The following is a 25,705-nucleotide window of genomic DNA, read 5'->3' on the forward strand; positions in this document are numbered from 1 at the left end:
ATCCTGTATTTTGGTTTGCAGTGACGTAAAAAACACCACTGAGTTTATTCGTTATAGATAGTAAGATGAGGATGAAACTGTATAAGTTCAATAGTATCGCGGTAATTATCCGAAGTTTTACTCAAAAACGGGATTATTTTATTTGAAAGGGGTTTTATTGATTTGATGCACTTGGGATTAAAAATAATTCAGCGTATAATCATCCCGTTATTTCCTTTTGACCCATTCAAAAATGGAAGATCATCGTCCCCGGTGGGGCGGCTGGACTTCAAATCCAGATGGGGCCGCCAGCGGTCCTTGGCAGGTTCGACTCCTGTGATCTTCCGCCACTTCTTATTTCATCACTTCTTTCTAATAAAGCATCTAATTCTTTCTTTATCATATTGTTTTTCATAGTCTTGCATAACGTATAGAGAGTGGAGGCAATTCGATGAGCGAAAATCTTTCTAAAGCACCACAGGGCGAATATTGCAGTACTGAAAGATTTGCTGAAAAGAGGTAAGCAGAAGAAGTAGCTTTCTAGTTTGCGTGATGCTTTGCTTCCTAATCTTCTCTCCGGATAACTAACGGCTCATAATAACGGATATATATTAAGAACCAGTTAGTATTAGCTGATTTTTACAGGTTTTAGTTGAATTGATTTTCTAGCTAGAAATCAGTCTTAGAAAAACCGGTCATACCATCTAGCTCCATTTCGCGCCCTAATGCGGTCATTGGATGGACAATTATCAGGCCCCGTACAGTTTTCTTTAGCTTGCCAATATCCGCTTGTTCTTTCTTAGTAATGAGGCGTTTGAATGGCATATCTTCTAATTTTTGTGCTTCTTTACTGAGTTTGTTGTTACGTACTGCTTTCAGACGAGCGATTTCAGTTTCCAGTTCTACTTTTTCTTTTTCAAACTCTGCGTATTTTTCCGCTTTTTCCGCTTCATCTGGCAACGAGATATTTGCCATTTTATGACGAATAAGATCTAAACGGTCGCTAAGGAGTTTGATTTTTGCTTTTTCGATTTCTTTCATTATTAATTAACCATGAACAAGTTTCTTGTTGGTAAGTATACACCATTCTATATAGGGGCGTGAGAAAGGGGATAGATAGTCTGCTTTGCATCAAAGCAGACATTGCATCACTATTTTTTCTTATTAAGCATCGACTTTAAATCAGCAAAAGGATTATAGGTTGCTGCACCTACATCATCTTGTGCATCTTCACCAGCGACAACAGTTGTGCCGTATTGGTCTGCTTCTGTATATTTAGAGTGTTCGTGATCATGGCAAAACAGACATAATAATTCCCAGTTACTGCCGTCTTCTGGGTTATTGGTATGGTCGTGATCAATATGATGAACGGTTAGTTCACGCAGGTTTGAGTAAACAAACTCACGAGCACAACGTCCACATACCCACGGGTAGATTTTCAGTGCTTTTTCACGGTAGCCACTTTCTAACCGTGCATAGTTTTTTGGGATCAGAGCCATTGTTAGTATTACCTGTAATAGAAAGCGTTTTACGATAGTGTTTCCAATATACTCTGAATGCCATGATAGGTTCAAATGTTGCTATCTTCATTTCTTACAACCTGATGCACTCTTAGAAATTACAGGTATAATTTCATAAATTCTTGAGCAAATTTAGGCATAAAAATGGCAAAACTTACCTTACAAGAGCAAATGTTAAAAGCAGGGCTTGTGACTAGTAAAAAAATGGCAAAAGTCCAAAGAACGGCAAAAAAATCACGTGTTCAAGCGCGAGAAGCAAGAGAAGCCGTAGAAGAAAATAAAAAGGCTCAACTTGAGCGCGATAAACTGCTTAGTGAGCAACAAAAACAAGCGACTTTATCTAAAGAATATAAAGCGCAAGTTAAGCAACTTATTGAGATGAATAGAATTACGCCAACAAAAGGCGATATTGACTTTAATTTCACTGACAATAATGTAATTAAAAAAATTGCGGTGGATAAACTGACGCAATCTCAATTAATTAGTGGACGTCTTGCTATTGCTCGTCTGGATAATGCAAATAAAACGGAGTACGCGATTATTCCAGCCAGTGTTGCAGATAAAATTACACAAAGAGACGTGGACTGTATCTTGTTAAATAACGCACTGAGCGAGACAGAACAAGATGAAGACGATCCTTATGCTGATTTTAAAATCCCAGATGATTTAATGTGGTAGTAAGTAACGTAGCTTATTAACTCAAAGGCATAGTCTGTATAAGCATTGTGCTTTATACTGCATCTGGAAATTTTTGTAGATAAACGATTAAGTAGGCGATAATGGCAATGAACGGAATAATCACAAAGTGGTTTGAAGATAAAGGTTTTGGATTTATTAAAGATGAAAACGGGGATAACCGTTATTTTCATGTGATTAAAGTTGCCAACCCTGCTTTGATAAAAACAGATGCAAATGTCACGTTTGAGCCGACCACCAATACCAAAGGTCTGTCTGCTTATGCGGTTAAAGTGATCCCAGACAGCAAATATGTTTATATTGCAGGTGAGCGCGTTAAACTGACATCAATTAAATCATTTCGAATTTATAGCGAAGATGTGCCTGCAGATACACATATCAATAAAGAAAATACCGTACTTTCTGTTGGTACTTTAATGAATAGCATCAGACCAAAGTCAGCGGATGGTGCGACTAATATGCGCACGTTGAGAAAGCTGGCGATCATGACAATGCACGGAACAGAGATAGTTTTTACTGAAGATGAACTTGATATCGATGAAACAGTAAAAGCACTTAAACTGTAAATATCGATATTTAAAACGGGCTCTCGCAACGCGCTTTTATTGGTGCTTGGCTAATAGGGTGAACAAAATGAAGCTCACTCGCATGAAGCATAAGTCGCGGAGTCCGTTCAGTTCTTTTAGTTTCTTTTATTTTTTTATTCAAGCAATAGTCGCTCCCACCATATAAATCACACCCTAAAATAGGATGGCCTATAAACTGGCTGTGGATACGAAGTTGATGAGTTCTTCCCGTTTCAGGGGTAAATCGTACCCGCGTTAGAGGCAATAACGTCCTATCTTCTAACATATGATAAAAACGCTCAATAACGTGATAACCAGAGCAAGCTGGCTTTCCATTAATAGGGCAAATCGCCATGCGTGGGAACAGAGCTGGATCTTTTGCAATTGGAGCATTAATCACTCCTTCATTTTCTTTCAAATGACCACACAGTAGTGCGTTGTATACCTTGGTTACACTGCGTTGGCTGAATTGCTGACACAAAAGCGCATTGATTGCTTTATTGAGTGCCACAACCATCAATCCCGATGTACCAAAATCAAGTCGATGAACAAGCGTACATCCCGGAAATAGCTTCACTAATCGATAATGTACCGAGTCGATATTTTGTGGGTTTTTTCCTGATAAACTCAATAGTCCTGTCGGTTTATTGATAAGGACTAAGTACTCGTCTTGATAAAGGATCTCGATTTCATCATGGCAAGGTGGGGCAATAAAAGTATCGATAATCGTAGACATCAGCCTATCCGCAGAAAAAGAAGAAAGTGGATGATAGCGAATTTTAGGTTAACAGGCGAATGTAGAGATATACTCTTAGTAATTTGATAGTAATTGAATATGACGAGTATTAACGTTAATCCTTGGGGAGAATTTATGAACAATGAAATCCATTTTAAATATTATGACATGGTAGAAGAGTATTCACTGGAATCAACCGATCCTGTTGCTGAGGCAGAAGAAGATGGGCTTGCTCTCTATTTTCAATTATTACTCACTCGATTAATGAACAACGAAGAAATTAGTGAATCGGCACAACAAGAGATGGCAAAAGAAGCGGGTATTAATAAAAAACGCATTGACGATATTGCGATGTTTCTTAATCGCTGGGGTAATGAATAGCACGTATTGGGCTCATTGATCGTGGGCTCAATAATCTCTCAATTCACAAAAAATAACTCTGTTCCTACATAACTGTATGATTTAACGTATACTCGTTATCTATTTTATTGCACATAAGCGCACGAAAAGAGCTGGCATATTTTTGGGATGTTCGCTCCTTTATAGAGTGTTTTATATTCAATTGGTTGGGTGAGATATGTTGGATTTCTTAAAAAATTATGACAATTTAACGATCAGCGAAAAAAAAGTATTAAAATATCTCACCGATAATATTGCGGATATACCCTATTTAAATATTAATGATTTAGTTGCAAAAACTTTTGTATCAAAAACGGTGATTATTAATTTATCGCAAAAGTTAGGATTTAGTGGATTTAAAGAGCTTAAATTCCAAATTAATAATTATATCTTGGCTCAAAATAAAGTTGAGAAAACGAGCACCGCCTCTTATAAAAAGCAATTAGAAAAGAATATTAATAAAACATTTACCTTAATTAATGAAGAGCAAATTCGGGAATGTGCGAAAACCTTACGTCACTCTAGGAATATTTTTATTGTTGCAAGGGGAACGAGTAAAGCAGTCGGTTATTACCTTGAACACCTTCTGTTTGCTTTGGGACTACATTGCTTTTTTATTAATGATTACAACTTATCTGACTCGTTTACTCGCCTTGTTAATGAAGATGACACTGTTATCTTTATTTCCCTTTCTGGTGGCACAAAAAAAATTATAGAAACAGCAAAAATCGTACAGTTAAAAGATGCTAATATTATTAGTATGACAGCATTTAATACCAATGAATTAACCAGTTACGCAAGCCATGCTCTGTTTTGTTTTGCTGATAATCACGATACAAAAAAAGATGATACTAAATCACGTATTGGCTTTTTTATGCTGGTGGATTTACTGATAAATGAGCTAGAAACACTACTTTAAGTTCTAATAAACTGATCATTCTATTAGTTAAATATTCTTTTTATTCTTAATGTGTAAAAAGCATTAATCTATCTAATTAAAATACTCATAAGTTATTTTAAAATAACCTTCTTTTTCAATATAGATATTAATATCTAGGATCAATCTTTATTGCTGAAATAAAAAATTGTTTATTATTATTAATTAAATCGTTTATTAAAAAGACCTAAGTCATAAAAAATGACATGAGATAATATTTAAAACCGCTACGTCATTCATTTCCTATAATCCCTAAGTTAGAGTACCTCGGTAATTCTTTTATATTCGAGAAGTCATAAGGAAAAAAATATGGCCAGGAAAAAGTTCAGCGAGTCTATTCAGCGCTTTGGTAGAACCCTACTTCTACCAATCGGTGTATTAGCGCCTATCGGTATGATCTTGGGGATCAGTGGTGCTTTAGTTCAGTCTTATATGATTGCACGCTTTCCTTTCTTAGGAAATGAAACAGTCAATGCTTTATTAGTCAGTATCCGTTCTATTGCAGGTGTGGTGTTTGACAATATTCCACTTCTATTTGCAATGGGGGTGGCGTATGGAATGAGTCATAAAGATAAGGGAATTGCGGTCTTTGCCTCTGTGGTGGGCTATTTAACCTTGATAAGTACAATCAATATCTGGTTGGTATTGACTGGAAAGCTGGCTGATCCTGCCATTATGACGCAGGTTGGGCAAATTAAGGTTCTGGGTATACAAACCATGAATATTAGTGCCGCCGGAGGGATTATCACAGGATTAATCGCTGCATGGGCTACCGATAAGTTTTATAACCTTGAATTGCCAACAGCATTTGCCTTCTTCTCAGGGAAAAAATCTGTCGCCATTATTATGGTCGGATTAATGATTGGTGTGGGTGCATTGTTGCCATTTATTTGGGAAGTATTAGTCATGGGCTTAACTAAGCTCTCGGCTGTCTTCTTAAGTCCTGTTGGGCCTTTCTTTACTGCGGGTGGTGAGCGTCTATTTATCCCATTTGGTTTACACCACGTCTGGAATGTTCTGTTTAGATTTACCGAGGCTGGTGGTTCTTATGTGATTGATGGGCAAACCTATGTAGGTGTTGTTCCAGCAATGACAGAAGTATTATTTAACCAAGGCCCAAGTAGTGAATATTGGGCAATGATGCCAAGCCTGACGCGTTTTATGGCTCAGCAACAAATGTTGGTTACATTGTTCTTATTCCCTGCGATTGCATTAGCAATTTATAAAACCTCGAAAAAAGAGAACCGTGCTGAAGTTAAATCGATGCTAGTGACGATGGTTTTAACTGCAATGTTAGGTAACGTAACCGAACCTCTTGAATTTACCTTCGTCTTTATCGCACCGTTACTTTATTTAATTTACGCGATTATTGTGGGTATTGGCGCAGTTCTACTCTCTTTTGCTGGTGTTGCAATTGGTTATATCCGAGGCACAGTCTTTGACTTCACTATCTTTGGTTTACTCTACGAACATACTAATTGGATCTTTTTAGTGCTGATTGGTAGCACACTGGCTGTTGTGACCTACTTTATTTTCTACTGGGCTATCGTCAAATTTGATATCAAAACCCCAGGTAGAGAAGAATCAAGCAATATGAAAAACACACTAATCAAAGAAAAACGTTATGGCGAAATTGCAGAAATCTTAATTCAAGCGTTAGGTGGCAAACAAAACATCCGTAATGTTGATAACTGTATTACACGATTACGTATTGATATTAATGAAGTAAATCAAATAGACAAAGAATTAATGTTGGAGTCTGGCTGTACAGCATTCTTCTTTCCGGCAGCAAACCATGTCCATGTCGTTTATGGCCCTAAAGTCGAATTTGTTCGCAATGCTGTTGATGACGCAATGAAGAAATAAAAAGGATACATGATGAGAGCGTTATACGATTCTAAAAGTAAAACAATCGACGATCGCGGTATAAAAAATCTGCTGTCCAATGAAGCTAAATATTCAACTTGGTTGATGTTTGAAGCCATGTTAGCGCAAGCACAAGCTGAATACGGTTTTATTCCACAGTCTGCCGCAGATGAAATTAAAGAAAAGGCGATTATTGAGAATATCGATTTTGAAGAGATGAACCGTATTTATCAAAAAATCGGTCATGGCTTTGTGCCTTTTTTAAAAGTACTGGTGAATGCATGCTCTGAAGAGAGTGGTAAATATGTGCACTATGGCATTACCACACAAAATATACAGCAAAGTTCACAGCTGTATATGATGAAAACCGTACACAACAAATTTATGTTGTTGTTAAGCGAGATCATCGAAAACTTATCAAATCTCGCTGAAAGAACAAAACATATGGTGATGGCAGGTAGAACACACGGTCGTCATGCTATTCCTATTACTTACGGCTATAAAGTGTCGGTTTGGATCAGTGATTTTATTGATTGCTACCAACGAATGAAAGAGAGTGAAAAGCGCGTATTCACTATTATGATGGGCGGTGCAGTAGGTGCTTTTAACTCAATGCCTGAAGTGGGGATGAAAGTACAAAAACGCGTTGCTGAATTAGTGGGTATGCAAGCAATGGAAGTCCCATCACGTAATCTAAGTACGCATAAATTAGAATATATGATGAACTTGGCACTGATGGCTAACATCTGCCATAAAATTGGTGAAGAAGTGTATAGCACCACGTTAGAAGAAATTGCTGAGGTTTCTGAAGGATTCACAAAAGGTACTGTCGGTAGTAGTACAATGCCTCATAAAATTAATCCCAAATTGGCCAAAGGAATTATCGCTAACTCACAGAAACTGTACTCATTACCGAATGTGGGAATGTACTCTGCGGTAAGACCTTATGAAGGTGACAGTAGCTCTTATATGTTATTTGATGGCTTAATTGAAGAAGCGTTAGAATTAACAACAGAAATTCTATTAAGAACGGAAGAGCTTTCAAGAACCATCGTTCCTCATGAAGAGAGAATGCTACATAACGTGATGAGAAATAAAGGGTTAGATAATACAGAATACGTTATGATGAAAATGGCAGAAAAATTAGGTAAAGATAAAGCGCATTCACTGTTATATGAAGAAGCGATTAAAACGGCAGCAGATGGTGAAGATTTTTATACTAACTTGATGAAGAACGAAACTATTACTGCAGCTTTCAATGCAGATGAAATCAAGGCCATGCTCGATCCTCGTTCTTATATCGGTTTATCCGTTGAACTTGCTGAAAAAGAAGCAAAACGTGGATTAGCGATTTCTCAAGAAATTAAACAAAGTTATAAATAAGTAGTAAAAACCATCAAGTATCCATAAATAAATTATTATCAGTTAAGTCGAGAGCCACTCATTTTGAGTGGCTCTTTTTGCTGATGACTAGCCAATCAATCCATGGACTAAAATAATACCGATACAGATTGGACCAATATAACGCCATACTAACAATAAGCATTGACGTTTTAATCCAGTGATATTTTCAGGAATAAAAGCATTCGCTCTACGTGACCAACCAAAGATTAAACACATTGCAATACCAAACAGTGGCATCAAAATATTAGAAGTCAGATAATCCAACAAATCAAAGACCGTTTTACCTGCGAATGTTACATCACTCATTGGCCCAAAAGATAATGAAACAGGAATACCCATCAACATAATTGAGGCTGTAACTACTAATCCGGCACGACGACGAGTCCACTGAAAACGCATCTGCACATAAGCGACGATATGCTCAAGTAATGAAATTGCAGAGGTTAACGCCGCCATTAATAACAGGACAAAGAACGTCACGGCTAAAATGTTGCCACCGGGTAAGTGAGCAAAATAAACTGGCATGGTCATAAAGGTTAAGCCAGGGCCTGCATTAGGCTCTAAGCCTGCGGCAGATAATGCAGGGAAAATCATTAATCCGGCAAGTACACACACCATACAAGACAGAATAACCACCCACATGCTGGAGTTAGCGATACCTTTGTTATCCGCTAAATAAGCACTGTAAGTGATGTGAATACCTAAACCGATAGACAGTGAGAAGAAGGCTAATCCTAACGCATCCAATACGCCTTGAGGGGTTAATTTACTAAAATCAGGGTATAAAAATAATTTTAAGCCTTCAGATGAACCGGGTAAGCTGATACCAACGACTATCAATAAAATCATAATGATAAATAACATTGGCATCATGATTTTAACGGCTTTTTCTAATCCGCGTTGTACACCGGCTAAAACTACAAAACAGGTTAATCCCGCAAAGGTAAGGTGAGCCAAAATAGGCCATAAAGGATCACTAATAAAGCGGGTAAAAATACCCGTTAATTCGGCGCTATCTGTAATATTCAACTGACCTGTTGCCGCCATAACGGTATAGCCAATTGTCCAACCACCAACAACACTATAGAAGCTGTAAATACACCATGAACTGAATACACCAATAACGCCAATGATAACCCAATTACGCCCCATCATTTTCTTAAAGGCATTGACCGCTTCAGCATGTGTGCTACTACCTAAGATATTCTCAGCCAGTAATACCGCAAGCCCGATAATAAAACTGAATAATAAGAAGACGATTAAGAATGCGCCTCCTCCATTATTGGCGGCAACATAAGAAAACTTCCAGATTGCGCCAATACCGATTGCAGAGCCTGCGGCTGCTAAGATATGGCCGACTCGTGATGTCCATTGTTGGCTCATTTTGCCCCCTGATTTATTTGATTAGTTATGGAGGATATAACCATACAATTACTTATTGAGAAGACGTTGTGACTCATCATCCTTATGGTAAAACTCAACATCATAGAAACTCCCCTAAAAATAATTTCACCAGTAAGGGGCACAACAAAAAAGCCACCTGACTGGTGGCTTTTGCAAAAAAATGAACGTGCTCGGCCACCTAAAGAAGGAGTAGTAGGTTTAGGCCTAAGAGTCGGTTATTGGTGTTCATATTCATTTTTTTGCTCTTTATTGAAATGGATATTATTGCAATGCAATATGAAATGTTGTTTTTCAAAATGCGCGTTTATTATTTATATCATAAATTCAAACTAAAGAAATAAATTTTATTAGAATTCAGTGTTAATTTTTATTTCTAAATGTTTTCCTGATGCCAATGATTGGAGGTTGTAAGAAAGTTATGGAATTAGCCTTGTTTGTATAAGGCGAGCATCGGCAAAAATGTCGAAATGGTTATTAAATATTATTTTATTTTCATATCTTATTGATTATCTTTTAAAAATTAATTGGCACAATTCCTGCTTAATTCAAAGTTCTTTATGACTCTTTTACTCCCTAGTTAGGGGAAAGGATATCAAATGAACAAAATCAACTCCGTCTGTCCTTATTGTGGCGCTGGCTGCAAAATCAATCTCTGTGTCGAAAATGGTCGCATAATCAAAGCCGAAGGTGCCAATGGTGTCACCAATCAAGGCGAACTTTGCTTAAAAGGGCTATATGGTTGGGATTTCCTTAATGACAACAAATTGCTGACAGCCAGAATTCATGAGCCGATGATCCGCCGACAAAAAGGGGCTGGTTTTGAAATTGTGAGTTGGAATGAAGCGATTCAATTTACGGCAAAAAAGTTACTGGAAATAAAAGAAAAATACGGTGCGAAATCCATTATGTGTACGGGTTCTTCTCGTGGTACAGGGAATGAAACCAACTTTGTGATGCAAAAATTTGTGCGTGCAGTATTAGGTAATAATAATGTCGATTGTTGTGCCCGTGTTTGTCATGGGCCTTCTGTTGCTGGTTTACAAGAAACATTAGGCAATGGAGCTATGAGCAACTCTATTGCTGATATTGAAGATTCAGATTGCTTATTAGTGTTTGGCTATAACTGTGCAGATTCTCATCCTATTGTGGCGCGTCGTGTGGTTAAAGCGAAACAAAAGGGTGCCAAAATTATTGTTTGTGATCCTCGTAAAATCGAAACCGCTAAAATTGCTAACCAATATTTACCATTAAAAAATGGTACTAATATGGCGTTAGTCAATGCCTTCGCATACACGCTAATTGATGAAGATCTCTATGATAAAGACTATGTGAGCCAATACACAGAAGGCTTTGAAGAATATAAAAAACAACTCGCAGACTATAGCCCTGAAGCTGTGCAAGATATTGTCGGAATTCCAGCAGTAGAAATACGTAAAGCAATGCGCACTTATGCAAATGCTAAAACAGCAACCATTATGTGGGGTATGGGTGTAACACAATTTGGTCAAGCGGTTGATGTGGTAAAAGGCTTATCTGGTCTTGCACTATTAACGGGGAATTTAGGTAAACCACATGTTGGTGTTGCGCCGGTTCGTGGACAAAATAATGTTCAGGGTGCCTGTGATATGGGTGTTTTACCAAATATGTTTCCGGGATATCAAAATGTGACTGACGAAGAAATACGTCAGAAATTTGCACAAGCCTGGAATATCCCTGTTGAGCAACTTGATCCTGAAGTGGGATATCGCATTACCGAAGTGCCACACTTAGCCATTGAAGGTAAAGTGAAAGCTTACTACATCATGGGTGAAGATCCACTTCAAACCGAAGCTGATTTAGGCTTAGTTAGAAAAGGGTTTGAAGCTCTCGATTTTGTCGTAGTTCAAGATATATTTATGACTAAAACCGCAGAGCAAGCTGATGTGATTTTACCATCAACTAGTTGGGGGGAACATGCCGGTATCTTTACCTGTGCTGATAGAGGCTTTCAGCGCTTTGAAAAGGCAGTTGAAGCGCGCGGTAATGTGAAGCGTGACTGGGAAATTATTAGTTTACTCGCCACTGAAATGGGCTATCCGATGGCTTATGAAAATAATGAAGAGATCTGGAATGAGGTTAGGGAGCTTTGCCCACTCTTCTTTGGAGCAACCTACGAAAAATTAGCAGGTTTAGCCCATATTCAATGGCCTTGTACTGATATTGAAGATATGGGTACGCCTTATTTATATTCAGATAACCACTTTAATACACCTTCAGGTAAAGGTTTGTTATTTGCGACACCTTGGCGAGCACCTGCGGAATTACCCGATAGTGATTATCCAATGATTTTGTCTACTGTGCGTGAAGTTGGGCATTATTCTTGCCGTTCGATGACAGGTAACTGTAAAGCATTGGCATCACTTGCAGATGAACCTGGTTATGTTCAAGTTCATCCTGATGTGGCGAAAGAGGCGGGTATTTGTGACCAAGAAATTGTCTGGGTTGAATCTCGCCGCGGTAAAGTGATGTCTCGCTGTAATATAAATGAAACCATTAATAAACAGGCTATTTATATGACCTATCAATGGTGGATTGGGGCATGTAATGAGCTGACTCAGGATAATCTTGATCCTGTTTCAAAAACACCTGAAACAAAATATTGTGCGGCTAAAGTGATTAAAATTGCCGATCAAAAATGGGCAGAAAGCCAAGTTTCTCAACATTATCATACAATGAGAAGTCGCTTAATTAATTTAGTGGAGCAAGCAAAAACAGCGACACATTAAATTGAGCGTATATTAAAAATAGAAATGGAGGCAATTAAGCCTCCATTTTTTCTCACATCTATTTTATAGAAATAAAAGCAGTTTATTATTTTTGGTTTAATTTACTTTCTGCTTCTTTTTTTTCTTCTTCTAAAATCTCACGATACCAACGCGGGTGATGTTTTTTCGCCCAACCTCGCGTTACCCAGCCTTCAATCATGCTACGAATTGAACCTTTTACCCAAAACGCGGCATAAGCATGAACAATCACAGTAATGATCAGTACGATGGCGGACAGTGAGTGAGCCAGTAAAGCAATGCGAATAACAGGAATAGAGAAATAATCAGCAAAATAAGGTCGCCAAATAATTATTCCACTAATGGTCAGAACAATAAGGCTGAGACTTAATGTCCAATAAATTCCTTTTTGACCTAAGTTGTAATGCCCAATATCGCCGGCTTCTTCATTTTGTAGCACTTTATGGATATTTTTTGCCCACACTAAATCATCTTTATCTACAGAGTTATACTTGAAGTATCTAAAAAACATAAAGATAAAGAAAAATACCATCGCAGCACCCGTAAATGGATGCAGTAAACGCGAAAGCTGCGGTGTGCCCAAAATATTCATAAACCAGTTTAGAGATGGGAAGAAAAAACCTAGTCCACTAAAGGTAGTAAAGACAAAGAAAATCGCCACAACCCAGTGATTGATTCGCTCTGAGGCAGTATGACGAAGGATTTTATCGCTTTTCTTCTTCATTATTTCTGCTCCTCTTTATTCACTGAATGCTGTGATGCTTCCATCTCTTTTTGTGCCTCTTCTTCATCTTCTTTGGTGGTGTGATTAGGACCAATACCTAAATAATGGAACATGGCACCCGCAAATGTTGCCGCAAAACCAACTGCCGCTAATGGTTTCCAAATGCCTTTCCAGAATTTTACCGTTGAGCTAATTTCTGGGTTTTCAGGTAAACCATGATACAAATTAGGTTTATCAGCATGATGGAGTACATACATTACGTGTGTACCACCCACGCCTTGGGGATCGTATAAACCAGCTTTGTCGTAGCCTCGGGTATTTAGTTCGGCGACTCGTTCGTTGGCAAGATACGTCATTGCCTCTTTAGAGCCAAAGTGAATGGCACCTGTCGGGCAAGTTTTTACGCAAGCGGGCTCTTGACCGACTTCAACGCGATCAACACACAGTGTACATTTATAAGCGCGGTTATCTTCTTCATTAATACGAGGGACATCAAAAGGACAACCAGCAATACAGTAACCACAACCAATACAGTGTTCTGATTGGAAATCGACAATACCATTTGCATATTGAATGATGGCACCTACTGCTGGACAAGCTTTTAAACAGCCCGGATCAGCGCAGTGCATACAGCCATCTTTACGAATTAGCCACTCTAACTTGCCGTTTTCTTCAACTTCAGAAAATCGCATTACTGTCCATGATTTTGCCGTTAAGTCAGTTGGGTTATCGTAAACACCAACGTTAGTGCCAATTTTATCGCGAATATCGTTCCATTCAGAACAAGCCACCTGACAGGCTTTACAGCCAATACAGGTAGTAACGTCGATAAGTTTTGCCACTTCTTCTTTAAAATTGCGCACCTGTGGTGCAGGTGTGAGGGAATTGGTGGCAGAACGACGAATAATATCTTGAGATTGCAATGACATCAGTTTCCCCTTATGCCTTTTCGATATTGACTAAAAACGCTTTATATTCAGGTGTGAATGAATTTGCATCACCCACTGATGGCGTTAATGTATTGGCAAGGAAACCTTTGCGAGTCGCACCCTCAAAGCCCCAGTGACAAGGAATACCGATGGTATCGACAACCTTACCATTTATCGTTAGAGGTCTAATTCGCTTAGTCACCACAGCTTTGGCTTTGATATAGCCACGTTTAGCGCTGACTTTAACTTCATCACCTTGAACAATGCCTTTACGTGACGCAAGTTGCTCTCCAATTTCAATAAATTGATCCGGTTGTGCAATGGCATTAATTACTGAGTGTTTAGTCCAGTGTCGGAATAATTCAGTAATTGAATAGGTTGTGGCGACATAAGGGAATTCATCGGCTTTACCTAAATGTTCGGCATCGTAGCTGTATAAACGCGCAACCGGGTTACGAGAGACGTTTGGGTGCAGAATATTCTCTTCTGTTGGTGATTCAAACGGCTCGTAGAATTCAGGGAATGGACCATCAGCCATTTTATCAACCGCAAATAAGCGTCCCATACCTTCGGGTTGCATAATAAAAGGACCTACACCGCTATTAGGTGCTGCGTTGCTATAGTCTGGTACATCAGGACCAACCCATTGATTGCCATTCCATTTGATTAATTGGCGTTTTTCATCCCACGGTTGACCTTGTGGATCAACGGATGCGCGGTTATATAACACACGGCGGTTTTGAGGCCATGCAAATGCCCAACCTGGTGTACAGCCTAATCCTGAAGGATCGGCGTTATCGCGGTTCGCCATTTGGTTACCTTTTTCAGTCCAGCAACCGGAATAGACCCAACAGAAACTGGCGGTTGAACCGTCTGATTTTAGCTGGTGGAAACCGTCAAGTTGTTGTCCTTTTTTAAACAACAATTTGCCTGTATCGTCGTAGATATCTTGCATCGCTTGACCATTAGCTTCTTTCGCCACTTCTTCAGGCTGAGGATCGTAAGGGTCAACGTAGTTCCAAGAGAGATTCATTACAGGTTCTGGGCAAACACCGCCTTCTTCACGATAAAGCTCCCGCAGACGCATTAATAAATGACCTAGAATTTTACCATCATGCCATGCTTGCGCTGGTGGTTTAGCGCCCGCCCAGTGCCATTGTAGCCAGCGACCTGAGTTAGCAATTGAGCCGTTTTCTTCAGCAAAGCAAGATGACGGTAGACGAAATATCTCTGTTTGAATATCCGTTGGGGTAACATCGTTCATTTCTCCGTGGTTTTGCCAGAAGTTAGAAGATTCTGTTACTAACGGATCGATAACGACCATATATTTCAATTTGGCTAATGCGGCGCTACATTTATTTTTATCTGCAAAGGCAGCTAATGGGTTAAAACCTTGAACGATATAGCCATTCATTTTCCCATCGATCATCAATTGGGTTTGCGCCATGATGTCGTAGCTTTTATCCCATTTGGGTAACCAATGATATCCCCACTCATTTTCTGCTGTTGCGTGTTCACCCCAGAAGCTTTTTAGCAAACTAATAAAGAAATCAGGGGTTCTTTTCCAGTAGTTAACTTGGTCTGCAACCACAGTTTTTGGTGTCACTTGGGATAAGTAAGTCTCTAATGAGGTCTGTTTTTCATTCGGCAGAGGCATATAACCCGGTAGGTTTAATGATAATAAACCCAGATCGCTATAACCTTGAATATTAGAGTGCCCACGTAACGCATTTACACCGCCACCCGGCATACCCACGTTGCCTAATAATAACTGGATCATACCTGCTGCACGGATAGTTTGAGCGCCACCGGTATGATGTGTCCAACCTAGGGCATACAAAATAGTTGAGGTTCGGTCTTTTACACTAGTAGAGGCAAGGGCTTCACAGATATAGGTGAAATCGTCTAAAGGTGTACCACAAAGTGTGGTGACAATGTCAGGGGTATAACGTGAAACGTGCTGTTTTAAAAGATTCCACACACAACGAGGATGTTGCAGTGAATTATCTTTTAATGCTAAGCCATTCTCATCAAGTTCATAGTGCCATGAGGTTTTATCATAGCTTTGATTTTCTTTATCAAAGCCACTGAAAAGACCTTCATCAAAGCTGTAATCTTCTCGCACAATTAAAGGCGCATTAGTATAGGCTTTCACATATTCATGCTGAATTTTATCGTGTTCGATTAGGTAATTAATGACACCTAATAAAAAGGCGGTATCAGAGCCAGCACGAATAGGAGAGTAGAGATCAGCGACAGCAGCACTACGGTTAAAACGGGGGTCGACAACGATAACTTTCGCATTATTTTTAATTTTAGCTTCGATAACCCATTTAAAACCGACAGGGTGCGCTTCAGCAGGGTTACCCCCCATGATCAGCACAACGTTAGCGTTTTTAATATCAACCCAGTTATTGGTCATTGCACCACGACCAAAAGTTGGTGCTAATGCTGCAACGGTTGGCGCATGACAAAGTCTTGCCTGACAATCGATAGCAATCATGCCTAATGAACGAGAAAATTTATTATCTAAAATCCCTGTTTCATTACTTGCCGCAGAAGAGCAGAGCATACCGGTTGTAAGCCAACGATTAACTTCTTGCCCCTTTTCATTATGGATAACAAAGTTTTCATCACGATCTTTTTTCATTAAACGGGCGATTTTATCAATCGCTTCATTCCATGAAATACGCTCCCATTTATCAGAGCCGGGTCTACGATATTCAGGATATTTCAGGCGATTTTCACTGTGGATATAATCAACAAGCCCAGCGCCTTTCGGGCATAGAGAGCCACGGCTAACAGGATGATCAGGGTCGCCTTCAATGTGATAAATACTTTTATCAACATTTTTTGCGCCATCCCCAAGGCTATACATCAAAATACCGCAACCCACCGAGCAATAAGTGCAGTTATTACGAGTTTCAACTGAACGTAATAATTTATATTGGCGAGCGTTCGCAATAGATACTTCAGGTGCTAAGCCTAGTAATGCTGCAGATGTGCCTGCCATACCGCCAGCACAGATCTTAAAAAACGATCTCCGACTGATTTGCATCAGTGTCTCCTTGTAAATTGATAAATAACATCCCTATCGGGCGTTTAAAAAACGTCCAATAAAGATAAGATTTCATTTTTCAATCATTCAAGACAGACCTGAGTATCGTTTGTGAACTCAATGTGATGAACTACTACTTAAAATGACGAAGGAAATTATAACGAGTAAAAAAAATAAATCCATAGTAACAATATGGATAAATAATCGTATAAAAAATAACAAATTAAGATGACATTATCGAGAATTTATAATCTTTGTTCTTTTTATATATAATTTATCTGAGTGGTGTTTTTGATAAAAAACATGACGCTAATAATATTGGTTAATCTGCTATTTCAATCTATGGCTTTACTCTCTAAATAAAATATTTTCTATTCTTTTACTTTATTTTTAAATTATTAATCTCACTTGAAATACTGAATCGACTTTTAGTGATTCAATTGGGTAGTAAGCTTTATATTCAGCGCGTAACATAACGATTTTACTGGAATATAAAAGGTACTTTATGGCTTACGCATTTCTGACACAATCAACCCTTGAAAAACTCGCAACGGGCGAAGAGTGGCTAAAGCAACGTAATGATGAGAGTGTCATTGATATTAGTTTAAATGCAGGGCAGTTATTGATTGATAAGCCAGAAATTGAAGAGAGTTTTATTCCTTTTAGCCAGCAACTAACAGCTTATTGCGAACCGTTTGCACTTAAATTTCCATTTATTGAATTTGCTCAGCCACAAGAATTTCATTCCACATTATTGACGATTTTTAATCAACAAAATGAGCAGTTTAAACTGCAACGACCCGTATTATTATCGTGGTGTCATGAGGTCACAAAAATCTTTAATCAAATAAAAAGTCTCAAAATTATATTTAATAACGTTACCCTAACATCCAATGGCAGCTTGATATTAACGGGTATCTCCGAAGAATTAACACGCTTTAGGCAGCAGGTTTATCAGCAGATCCCCATTGAGAGTGAACTTTATAAAGATATTATTCATATTACTCTTGGGAGGTTAAATAAGAATACATCATCAGCAGAAATGAAGAAGCTTTATGATGAGTTAGAGCAAAACCGATCATCATTAATACATTATGCGATTAATACCCCTATTATGATTCGACATCCCAAATTTGTGGTGAGTAAAGGCTCACTTTCAACTGAAGTACAGATGGGTTTAACGATGGAGTTTAATCAATTATGGCCATTTCGCTGTTATTAATATTAAAGAGTCATTCATCTTTTTGTGACTAAAGTGATATGGCGAATTAGTATATAATCCAGCGATTCTTTTTATTTGGATTATGTGTTTGAATTATGAATGTAAAATATCGAGCTGACATTGATGGTTTAAGAGCCGTAGCCGTTATTCTGGTTATCTTTTTTCATTTTGATAATCGCTTAATACCATCAGGATTTATTGGTGTCGATATCTTTTTTGTGATCTCTGGTTTTTTGATTTCATCAATTATTAAAAATGCATTATCACAAGGCAATTTTTCATTCCGTGATTTTTATATTCGCCGATTATGGCGATTACAACCTCTCTATCTTTTTGTATTAATTGCAGTTTTAGTTATTTCAGGTTTTTTCTATCTTCCTAGTGATTATCTCGATATCACGAATAGTGAAAAATATGCCTCTGCGTTGGTTTCTAATAAATATTTTGCAAGAGCAACAACCAGTTATGCGGCGCAAGATGCGTTATTTTTGCCGTTATTGCATACATGGTCTTTAGCGATAGAGTGGCAATGGTATCTGTTTTTGCCTTTTGCACTTTATTTTCTGCATAAAATCAATCATAAAGAAAAAATAAATAACTTTTATCCTGTTGTATTTATTACAATAATTTCTTTTTCTTTAGTGTTTTTTTATCAAAAAGATCAGCCTAAAAATTATTACTTTTTTAGTACACGTATTTTTGAGTTTATGTTGGGTGTTTGTGTCGCTTATTTACCGACAAAAGTGAAGCTTCATCAAAGCGTCAGTGATGCTATTAGTCTTATTGCTTTAGGCGTGATCTTTTGGATCGCATTTCAAAAAGGGGTAATTGCGGGCTATCCTAATTTTAATACATTATATGTTTGTCTTGGTGCTGCATTAATAATTTATACCGGACAGCATGGAAATATTATTAAAAAAATACTTTCATTAAAGCCGATCGTGATCGTTGGATTATTATCTTACTCATTGTATTTATGGCATTGGCCTTTGTTCGCTATTGCGCGTTATATTGGCGTATTTAATACCGAGATACAAAAAGGGTTACTTTTAGCTTTAACATTATTACTCTCTATTTTTTCTTATCTTCTTATTGAAAAACCGTTTAGAAGAAAGCGTCTTGAGTTTAAATATTCTTTCGCGTTTTTACTGATTGTACCTATTTTATTGGCGTTAGGATTAAATGCGTTGAATGAAAAATATCAAGGCTTTGGTGTTAGACTTGGGCAAAATTACGTTAATTTAGAGGCAAAACTCAATCAGTTTGATTATCAAAATCGGGCTAAATGTATGAATTTTGAAGCCTCAGATCCCGATAAAATGTGCCATATTGGTGATATAGGGAGTCAGAAAAAAGCCTTTTTATTGGGTGATTCTCATGCAAATCACTACTGGGGCTTTATGGATATATTAGGTAAAGATGCCAAGATAGACGTATATGCACAAGCAACTTCATCGTGTATTACACTTCCTAATATTTATCTTTATGACTGGTCTAATCATAAAAATACAGTTTATCAACGTTGTTACGATCAGACGGCGAAATATTATCAACTTATAAAGAATAACCACTTTGATTATGTAATATTTGGGCAGGTTTGGAATAATTACGCGTCAAATCATGTCATTAATAAGATAGGTGATGTAAGAACAGTTGAAGAGTCTCGCAAACGCGTTGAGAAAGCGATGCGTGAAGCACTTGATATTATTATTACCACAGGTGCTAAACCTGTTTTTATTAAAACAGTCAATTCTATGCCAAGTGGTTTTATGACCTGTTTTTATGAAAATGCAAAATTAAGGAAAGACTTTGCAGATAATAACTGTAACCCTAAAAACTATAAAGGCGAGGGAAATACATGGATGGATCAGTTATTTGTTAAATTAAAAAAAGACTATCCAGCCTTAATTATCATCGATCCCAAAGATGTGCAGTGCGATAAAAATGTCTGTCTAACCGATATAGAAGGTGTGCCAGTTTATCGTGATGTAGGGCATATTACAGATTATGCTTCAACACTATTTGGCATGATGTATCTAGAACGTTTTGGTAATCCGCTAAAATAGAAAAAGTAATAAATATAGATTAGTTAAAAATAATATCCGATAGAATTGTTTATTTTATCGGATATTAATCAATACTGATTATAATAAATTTGAAAAAATTTAGGTTTGGGATTTAATTTTTAAATCTATCGTAAGGCTAGCTTTATTTGTTGTGCAATTCTTTCAATTACTGGTACAACAACACTATTCCCAGCTTGTTTATATAAATTAGCATTACTCATATCTTTGGGTAATTTATAGTTAGCAGGATAACCTTGAAAATTGAAGCACTCTCTTGGTGTGAGCTTTCTGATGGTGTTTGATTTCTTTTGAACGTTGAGTAAGGGAACGTTATGGCCACCAGTCCCCATATTGGCTGTTAATGTAGGGCAAAGATTATTCTTATTGGCCCTTACATACTTCCTACGCCATTGATAGAGCGTTTCAGCATCAACAACATCTTCAACTAGTTGGTCAAAGAACGGTGTTTTGGAAGTATAAAAATAACGTGCATCTATTGTATCTTCATTTTCTAATAAATCTGAAATACGCTTAGTTAATGGTATTTTCTCTGGAAAAACAAAGCGTTTATGTGCTTGCTCATCTTTAAAACATACAATATAAATACGTTCTCGATTTTGTGGAATATTACCATATTCGGCAGCGTTTAATACTTGATGAGAAACGTGATAACCGTATTTATGAAGTGAGTCTAAAATCACTTTAAAGGTGTTGCCTTTATCATGAGACACTAAGTTTTTAACGTTTTCAAGGAAGATAACTGGTGGCTGTCTCTCTGCGAAGATCCGTTCTAACTCAAAGAATAAATTACCTCGGCCTTTTTCATCATCAAAGCCTTGACGGTAACCAGCCACTGAAAATGCTTGGCATGGAAAACCACCCAACATGATATCAAAATCAGGGATCTCATTTGTTTTTACATCTCTGATGTCTCGATGGTCAATGATAAAATCGAAGTTTTCTTTTAAGGTTGTAACTGCAAATTTGTCCAGCTCATTAGCATAAACTGTATCAAAACCTGCTTTTTCAAAGCCTATATCAATACCACCGACACCTGCAAAAAATGATGCACACTTCATAAATAACATCCCAACTCGCTAAACTCGAAGGGGTATTCTACAGAACTCTTAAGTAAAAAGCAGCAACTGTTGATGGTTTGGAGCAATAGTATTGAATTATTTAGATAATTGCCTACAAAAGAAGTAAAAAAATGAAAAACATATTAAGAACTAACTATGAAAACCCTAGCGTTTTTCTAGGGTATAGTTATTAACTATAGGGTGTTTTTCCAATTTCTAAATGCATTAAATGGCGCAATTTCAATTCTAAAATTAGAATTATCTATTTTAGTTATCTTTACTGAATCAATACGTTTTTCATTTAGTGTGTTCATCGTTAATACTGTGCCATAGTCTAATCTGAGAATATCACGTAAAAGCCAATGGCCTAGATTAGATTGAGGATTTGTTTGAAGAGCTTTACTATTTTGTTGAGTGATAATTGCGTTCCATCTTCCAATAGGAGAATGTAGATAAAAATTATTGATAGATGCATCTTGTTGATTAGGATCTAATGCATTAAAACCAAAGAAATAAGGAAAATGTTCATGAACCCATTTAGGAATAGGTATATAAACTTCATTTTCAGGTCTAGGATCATTGTCTGGAGGGTTTTTAGAAGCAGCATTCCATGTATTAAGTCCTGATTTTTCTTTTACTGTACCATAGAAATCAGAATAAAGAGGTAAATAAATAAAACTCATCTTTTTTTCCTTAGTATATTATTTTAAAATTAGATTTTTATATTAATATTCTTCTTGTTTTATTCAAGGTTTTTTATTTAATTGTTTTTATATTAATACCCATATTTATTTTAATATTATGATTTAATACTTATTAACTATTTTTGTGAGATAGTATTAATATATTGTGTTGTTTATATGATAGATTGATTTGTTTTTTATGATAAATTTCTAAAAGGTCTTAGTGGAATATGGCAAAAAATGTAGATTTATGGTCTTCATTTCCTCAAGATAGAAGGGATGAATACATCAAGTTTTTAGAGATTTTTGGTGCATTATCGGGGCTTTTTAAAGATACAGAAGCAGGAAGTAGTGCAGATAAACCTTATCTATATTATCGAAACCATGAACAACTTTTTGCCCGAGTGTTTGATGTAGAAGATCTAACACGTAAAGATTCTGCATTTGATGCTATCGCTAAGATGGGAAAAAACCGAATTGGTGTTGGTTTAAAAACATGGATACACTCAAGAGATAAAACTTTTCAAAAAGTTGCAGAATTTAATAAAGTGGCACCTACAGAAATTAGGCCTTTAATTGATAAAGGGACTGCACTTGAAGTTGTTAAAAAAGTAGCTTTACTTCGAAACAAACGAATTGAGCTTGACCAACGTACCTATAACACAACACATACTATATATCATAATATTACAAGAGACAGTAATGTGATGAATATTGTTGAATGCAATTATGATTTAATTGATTTAAATTCAATTAAAATAATATCAGTCAATGAAAGTAAAGGTATTTTTAATTTTAAGGATAAAAATAAAAAATATAAATTTTATGTTAGTAAAAGTGTTCTATTGCAAGAATTTGATGCTTCTAAAGAATCGATTGTAACTAAAATTCCTATTACTCAATATAAAGATCCCTTTGATTTATTGTCATATATATATGTAGCTAATTCATCGGTAAATAAATTAGCCCCTCTAAAAGAAAAAATAGAAGATCCGAAAAAAACGATTTATCTACCTATTTATTCAGACTCTTCAATGAAAGTAGAAGAAAAATCAGGTTTTAATGCATGGAATGCAGCACCGAAAATTAAAGGCTCAAATAAACCTCGCCCAGACTTTGAAGCTTATATTCCTATTCCTATCTGGATCCATCATATTTATCCTCATTTTTTTGGTTTTAATGCCTTAGATAAAGAAGAAAGAAATGCAGCTAAAGGATTTGAGTTGCAATTACCAGATGATCGAATAATCACAGCTATTGTGACACAAGATAATGGAAAAGGATTACAAACGAATCCTCAATCTATTTTAGGGAAATGGATATTACATGATGTCTTTGGTTTAGATGCTAGAGAATTGCTGACATTGGATATGTTAAATGAGTTAGGTGTAGATTCAATTAAAGTGACAAAAGTAAGTGATACTAAATTTAAAATTGATCTTGCTGATACCTATGCTTTTGAGCAATGGAAATTAGGGCTAAAAACACAAATTGAAAACTGTGATGATATTAAGCAAAAACCAAAATTTAGAGATGATTTAATTGAAGAGTAATCAGTAACACATCTGAATGTGCAGGGATACTTTAAATCAGATTTTACCTCAAAAGTAGGATATTCACTTTTGAGGTGTTTTTTATGGGTGAGTAGAAATTAATGATCCAAAGAAACAGAATGAACATATTCAAGCTGTTTTAAAGAACAATAAAATTCCGGTAAGGTAATTTTTTGTCTAACTAATAATTTTAAATTTACTTCAACGCGCTCTTTTTTAATATCGCGGATTGTTAAATTTTCAATTACATCTTTATGGCTTTTTAAGTACTCAATTAAAAGAGGTACGCCATTTTCATGAGTAAATAACATACGCACCTTTATTTTACCTAAACGTTGGTTTTTCATCTGAAATAGCACCACTTGTGGGCTAAGTTGAATAGCCATAAAAAATAGAACCGTCACAATCATGGCATGCCAATAAAAACCTGAGCCACAAGCAATACCAACACCCGCAGAAGCCCATACGATTGCGGCGGTTGTCAGGCCTGAAATTGCATCATCACGTCGATGCAATATAACACCAGCACCAAGAAAACCCACACCACTGATAATTTGTGCCGCTAATCTCATAGGATCACTACGAATGTTGTCGGAGATATTGGCGTAATATTCTGCGGATTGAATAGAAACAATAGTTAATAAACAACTCGCAACGGCAATAATGACACAAGTTTTAAAACCGACAGGCTTTCCCTTTGATTCACGCTCTAAGCCAATAAAGCCGCCCAAAATAAAGGCGGCCAGTAATTTAGCGATACTTGATAGTGATAAAGGGCCAATGCCGTCAACAAACTGAATTAATGCGTCCAAGGTTTGCTCCTAACGTTGGCTTATTCCTTTATTTTAAGACTATGGTGTTGCAATGCCTTCCTGGACTTTTTTATCTTCATTATTTTTCTTTTTTGTTACATCATCTTTAAAGAAGAAGATAAAGAATATGGTTACAACGGCAGCGACTATTGCTGGATATATCCAGAATGTTGACCACTGTGGTAATGCAGCATCACCCGTTTCGGTTACGGTTGAATTAAAGATTTGACCACAAATAGTGGAAGCAAATAATAAGCCGAAACCATTAGAGACAATAAAGCGTAGGCCTTGTGCTTGAGCACGAATTTCTGGTTTGGCTTTGCGGTCAACATAGATATCACCAGCAGTAAAGAAGAAGTCCCAACATAATCCCTGTAACATTAATCCGATAACGATAAAATAAAACTCTGTATTTACCGCAGCATAAGAGAAGAATATTGAGCGAATGATCCAGCTAACAGCACCTAAAAGTAATGTAATTTTGAAGCCAAACTTCATTAAGAAGAATGACAATACAAACATAAACAGAACTTCACAGGCTATACCTATTTGCATAATAGACGCCGCATTATTAAAACCTAATGCTTTAATAAAAACAGGAATATAAGCGGAGTAAGCTGTTTTTGGGATCATTAAAATAAAGATACTAAACATTAAGATAGCGAAATAGCGGTCTTTAAATAATGAAAGCGCATCTAAACATAAAATATCACGAGCAGAGAATGGCTTACCTTTTGCTTTAGGGGGCGTATTAGGTAAGGTAAAGCAGTAGAAACCAAGTAAAACACCCACAGCAGAAGCGATATACCAAGTCATCGTACTACCTGAGAAGCCCATTTCTCCTAATATAAATCCGATAGCCATAAAACCAAACGTACCGAATACACGAATAATAGGGAAATATTTCACCCCATTAATATGGGAGAAACTAATACTATTTGAAAGCGCAGTTGTTGGATAAAACAATAATCCAATAATGAAAATTAAGAAGAGTGTCATGCCACTGTTTTGTGCCTCAATAAATTGAGGAACACAAATAATGACAGCCGCATTAATTAAATGAAGGATGCCCATGACTTTTTGTGAAGCAAAGAAACGGTCTGCCACCATACCTATAAATAATGGGGAAATAATTGTTGCGACACCTAATAAAGCGTAGGCATTACCAATAATGCTTGCCATACCATAGCTGCTTAATACCAGTCCCATAGTCATATTCCACGCACCTTGCATGAAATATTGCACAAACATCATAATCAGTAAGCGAGAGGTTATTTTCATATCCATCA

Annotated in this window: 21 protein-coding genes and 1 tRNA gene; 11 read left to right on the forward strand and 11 right to left on the reverse strand. The window is 36.9% G+C overall.

Going from position 1 to position 25,705, the window contains the following annotated elements; translation table 11 throughout:
- Positions 1 to 234: 234 nt before the first annotated feature.
- Positions 235 to 329: transfer RNA gene (locus ABN217_RS08925), tRNA-Sec, on the forward strand.
- 319 nt (positions 330 to 648) lie between these two features.
- Here ABN217_RS08925 and ABN217_RS08930 read toward each other — a convergent pair.
- Together ABN217_RS08930 and yajD are read right to left on the reverse strand one after the other, a co-directional pair.
- Complete coding sequence (locus ABN217_RS08930) at positions 649 to 1,020, reverse strand: YibL family ribosome-associated protein (RefSeq protein ID WP_340894357.1); 372 nt, start codon at positions 1,018 to 1,020, stop codon at positions 649 to 651.
- Positions 1,021 to 1,130: 110 nt separating this feature from the next.
- On the reverse strand, positions 1,131 to 1,478 hold the full coding sequence (gene yajD / locus ABN217_RS08935; RefSeq protein ID WP_006534437.1) for an HNH nuclease YajD: 348 nt from the start codon (positions 1,476 to 1,478) through the stop codon (positions 1,131 to 1,133).
- 165 nt (positions 1,479 to 1,643) lie between these two features.
- On the opposite strand from yajD, the gene ABN217_RS08940 reads away from it, so the two are divergent.
- Positions 1,644 to 2,177 (forward strand): DUF2058 domain-containing protein, encoded by a 534-nt coding sequence (locus ABN217_RS08940; protein ID WP_196554451.1) that lies wholly within the window; start codon positions 1,644 to 1,646, stop codon positions 2,175 to 2,177.
- 107 nt (positions 2,178 to 2,284) lie between these two features.
- The gene (locus tag ABN217_RS08945) at positions 2,285 to 2,761 is read left to right on the forward strand and encodes a cold shock domain-containing protein (protein WP_196554450.1); all 477 of its coding nucleotides are present in this window, start codon (positions 2,285 to 2,287) and stop codon (positions 2,759 to 2,761) included.
- Between the two features lie 10 nt (positions 2,762 to 2,771).
- Here the strand turns inward: ABN217_RS08945 and ABN217_RS08950 are convergent, their stop codons facing one another.
- Positions 2,772 to 3,497 (reverse strand): RluA family pseudouridine synthase, encoded by a 726-nt coding sequence (locus ABN217_RS08950; RefSeq protein WP_349459326.1) that lies wholly within the window; start codon positions 3,495 to 3,497, stop codon positions 2,772 to 2,774.
- A gap of 135 nt (positions 3,498 to 3,632) precedes the next feature.
- Here ABN217_RS08950 and ABN217_RS08955 point away from each other — a divergent pair, with 135 nt between their 5' ends.
- From ABN217_RS08955 to ABN217_RS08970, 4 genes are all read left to right on the forward strand, one after another.
- Complete coding sequence (locus tag ABN217_RS08955; protein WP_072068933.1) at positions 3,633 to 3,878, forward strand: DUF2543 family protein; 246 nt, start codon at positions 3,633 to 3,635, stop codon at positions 3,876 to 3,878.
- Between the two features lie 196 nt (positions 3,879 to 4,074).
- Positions 4,075 to 4,815, forward strand: coding sequence for a MurR/RpiR family transcriptional regulator (locus tag ABN217_RS08960; RefSeq protein WP_072068932.1), 741 nt, complete (start codon positions 4,075 to 4,077; stop codon positions 4,813 to 4,815).
- Between the two features lie 327 nt (positions 4,816 to 5,142).
- Positions 5,143 to 6,699, forward strand: a complete 1,557-nt coding sequence (locus ABN217_RS08965; RefSeq protein WP_196554448.1) for a PTS transporter subunit EIIC — start codon at positions 5,143 to 5,145, stop codon at positions 6,697 to 6,699.
- A 12-nt stretch (positions 6,700 to 6,711) separates the two neighbouring features.
- Positions 6,712 to 8,082, forward strand: a complete 1,371-nt coding sequence (locus ABN217_RS08970) for a class-II fumarase/aspartase family protein (RefSeq protein WP_196554447.1) — start codon at positions 6,712 to 6,714, stop codon at positions 8,080 to 8,082.
- Positions 8,083 to 8,169: 87 nt separating this feature from the next.
- On the opposite strand, the gene ABN217_RS08975 is transcribed toward ABN217_RS08970, so the two are convergent.
- Positions 8,170 to 9,486 carry a sodium-dependent transporter gene (locus ABN217_RS08975; RefSeq protein WP_196554446.1) on the reverse strand — a complete coding sequence of 439 codons (1,317 nt, stop codon included), beginning with the start codon at positions 9,484 to 9,486 and terminating at the stop codon, positions 8,170 to 8,172.
- 617 nt (positions 9,487 to 10,103) lie between these two features.
- Between ABN217_RS08975 and fdhF the strand changes: the two genes are divergently transcribed.
- Positions 10,104 to 12,272 carry a formate dehydrogenase subunit alpha gene (gene fdhF, locus ABN217_RS08980; RefSeq protein WP_349459327.1) on the forward strand — a complete coding sequence of 723 codons (2,169 nt, stop codon included), beginning with the start codon at positions 10,104 to 10,106 and terminating at the stop codon, positions 12,270 to 12,272.
- A gap of 85 nt (positions 12,273 to 12,357) precedes the next feature.
- Here the strand turns inward: fdhF and fdoI are convergent, their stop codons facing one another.
- Genes fdoI through fdnG form a run of 3 tightly spaced genes read right to left on the reverse strand, consistent with a single transcriptional unit; the run spans position 12,358 to position 17,001 of the window.
- Complete coding sequence (gene fdoI, locus ABN217_RS08985) at positions 12,358 to 13,017, reverse strand: formate dehydrogenase cytochrome b556 subunit (RefSeq protein WP_196554476.1); 660 nt, start codon at positions 13,015 to 13,017, stop codon at positions 12,358 to 12,360.
- Positions 13,014 to 13,943, reverse strand: a complete 930-nt coding sequence (gene fdxH / locus ABN217_RS08990) for a formate dehydrogenase subunit beta (protein ID WP_197269745.1) — start codon at positions 13,941 to 13,943, stop codon at positions 13,014 to 13,016. Before fdxH ends, fdoI begins: the two co-directional genes overlap by 4 nt.
- 10 nt (positions 13,944 to 13,953) lie before the next feature.
- The gene (gene fdnG, locus ABN217_RS08995; protein WP_340894345.1) at positions 13,954 to 17,001 is read right to left on the reverse strand and encodes a formate dehydrogenase-N subunit alpha; all 3,048 of its coding nucleotides are present in this window, start codon (positions 16,999 to 17,001) and stop codon (positions 13,954 to 13,956) included.
- Positions 17,002 to 17,506: 505 nt separating this feature from the next.
- On the opposite strand from fdnG, the gene ABN217_RS09000 reads away from it, so the two are divergent.
- Positions 17,507 to 18,223: a hypothetical protein gene (locus ABN217_RS09000; RefSeq protein WP_349459329.1), complete on the forward strand. Its 717-nt coding sequence runs from the start codon at positions 17,507 to 17,509 to the stop codon at positions 18,221 to 18,223.
- A gap of 95 nt (positions 18,224 to 18,318) precedes the next feature.
- The gene (locus ABN217_RS09005; protein WP_349459330.1) at positions 18,319 to 20,289 is read left to right on the forward strand and encodes an acyltransferase family protein; all 1,971 of its coding nucleotides are present in this window, start codon (positions 18,319 to 18,321) and stop codon (positions 20,287 to 20,289) included.
- Between the two features lie 125 nt (positions 20,290 to 20,414).
- On the opposite strand, the gene ABN217_RS09010 is transcribed toward ABN217_RS09005, so the two are convergent.
- Both ABN217_RS09010 and ABN217_RS09015 read right to left on the reverse strand, forming a co-directional pair.
- Entirely contained in the window at positions 20,415 to 21,368 is a 954-nt protein-coding gene (locus tag ABN217_RS09010) for a DNA cytosine methyltransferase (RefSeq protein WP_349459331.1), read from the reverse strand.
- A 194-nt stretch (positions 21,369 to 21,562) separates the two neighbouring features.
- Positions 21,563 to 22,051 carry a hypothetical protein gene (locus ABN217_RS09015; protein WP_349459332.1) on the reverse strand — a complete coding sequence of 163 codons (489 nt, stop codon included), beginning with the start codon at positions 22,049 to 22,051 and terminating at the stop codon, positions 21,563 to 21,565.
- A gap of 230 nt (positions 22,052 to 22,281) precedes the next feature.
- On the opposite strand from ABN217_RS09015, the gene ABN217_RS09020 reads away from it, so the two are divergent.
- Positions 22,282 to 23,604 carry a hypothetical protein gene (locus ABN217_RS09020; RefSeq protein ID WP_349459334.1) on the forward strand — a complete coding sequence of 441 codons (1,323 nt, stop codon included), beginning with the start codon at positions 22,282 to 22,284 and terminating at the stop codon, positions 23,602 to 23,604.
- 98 nt (positions 23,605 to 23,702) lie between these two features.
- Here the strand turns inward: ABN217_RS09020 and ABN217_RS09025 are convergent, their stop codons facing one another.
- Complete coding sequence (locus ABN217_RS09025; protein ID WP_349459336.1) at positions 23,703 to 24,416, reverse strand: MgtC/SapB family protein; 714 nt, start codon at positions 24,414 to 24,416, stop codon at positions 23,703 to 23,705.
- A gap of 39 nt (positions 24,417 to 24,455) precedes the next feature.
- A complete protein-coding gene (locus ABN217_RS09030) occupies positions 24,456 to 25,703 on the reverse strand; it encodes an MFS transporter (protein ID WP_072068918.1) in 1,248 nt (415 codons plus the stop codon).
- Positions 25,704 to 25,705 lie beyond the last annotated feature (2 nt).

Origin of the sequence: Proteus sp. fly-1067 (assembly GCF_040139345.1) — a bacterium.
In the GTDB taxonomy this organism is placed as follows: Bacteria; Pseudomonadota; Gammaproteobacteria; order Enterobacterales; family Enterobacteriaceae; genus Proteus; species Proteus vulgaris_B.

Coding starts and splice junctions, on each gene's coding strand:
- ABN217_RS08930 (WP_340894357.1), bottom strand. CDS start 1,020: ATGAAAGAAATCGAAAAAGCAAAAATCAAACTCCTTAGCGACCGTTTA.
- yajD (WP_006534437.1), bottom strand. CDS start 1,478: ATGGCTCTGATCCCAAAAAACTATGCACGGTTAGAAAGTGGCTACCGT.
- ABN217_RS08940 (WP_196554451.1), top strand. CDS start 1,644: ATGGCAAAACTTACCTTACAAGAGCAAATGTTAAAAGCAGGGCTTGTG.
- ABN217_RS08945 (WP_196554450.1), top strand. CDS start 2,285: ATGAACGGAATAATCACAAAGTGGTTTGAAGATAAAGGTTTTGGATTT.
- ABN217_RS08950 (WP_349459326.1), bottom strand. CDS start 3,497: ATGTCTACGATTATCGATACTTTTATTGCCCCACCTTGCCATGATGAA.
- ABN217_RS08955 (WP_072068933.1), top strand. CDS start 3,633: ATGAACAATGAAATCCATTTTAAATATTATGACATGGTAGAAGAGTAT.
- ABN217_RS08960 (WP_072068932.1), top strand. CDS start 4,075: ATGTTGGATTTCTTAAAAAATTATGACAATTTAACGATCAGCGAAAAA.
- ABN217_RS08965 (WP_196554448.1), top strand. CDS start 5,143: ATGGCCAGGAAAAAGTTCAGCGAGTCTATTCAGCGCTTTGGTAGAACC.
- ABN217_RS08970 (WP_196554447.1), top strand. CDS start 6,712: ATGAGAGCGTTATACGATTCTAAAAGTAAAACAATCGACGATCGCGGT.
- ABN217_RS08975 (WP_196554446.1), bottom strand. CDS start 9,486: ATGAGCCAACAATGGACATCACGAGTCGGCCATATCTTAGCAGCCGCA.
- fdhF (WP_349459327.1), top strand. CDS start 10,104: ATGAACAAAATCAACTCCGTCTGTCCTTATTGTGGCGCTGGCTGCAAA.
- fdxH (WP_197269745.1), bottom strand. CDS start 13,943: ATGTCATTGCAATCTCAAGATATTATTCGTCGTTCTGCCACCAATTCC.
- fdnG (WP_340894345.1), bottom strand. CDS start 17,001: ATGCAAATCAGTCGGAGATCGTTTTTTAAGATCTGTGCTGGCGGTATG.
- ABN217_RS09000 (WP_349459329.1), top strand. CDS start 17,507: ATGGCTTACGCATTTCTGACACAATCAACCCTTGAAAAACTCGCAACG.
- ABN217_RS09005 (WP_349459330.1), top strand. CDS start 18,319: ATGAATGTAAAATATCGAGCTGACATTGATGGTTTAAGAGCCGTAGCC.
- ABN217_RS09010 (WP_349459331.1), bottom strand. CDS start 21,368: ATGAAGTGTGCATCATTTTTTGCAGGTGTCGGTGGTATTGATATAGGC.
- ABN217_RS09015 (WP_349459332.1), bottom strand. CDS start 22,051: ATGAGTTTTATTTATTTACCTCTTTATTCTGATTTCTATGGTACAGTA.
- ABN217_RS09020 (WP_349459334.1), top strand. CDS start 22,282: ATGGCAAAAAATGTAGATTTATGGTCTTCATTTCCTCAAGATAGAAGG.
- ABN217_RS09030 (WP_072068918.1), bottom strand. CDS start 25,703: ATGGATATGAAAATAACCTCTCGCTTACTGATTATGATGTTTGTGCAA.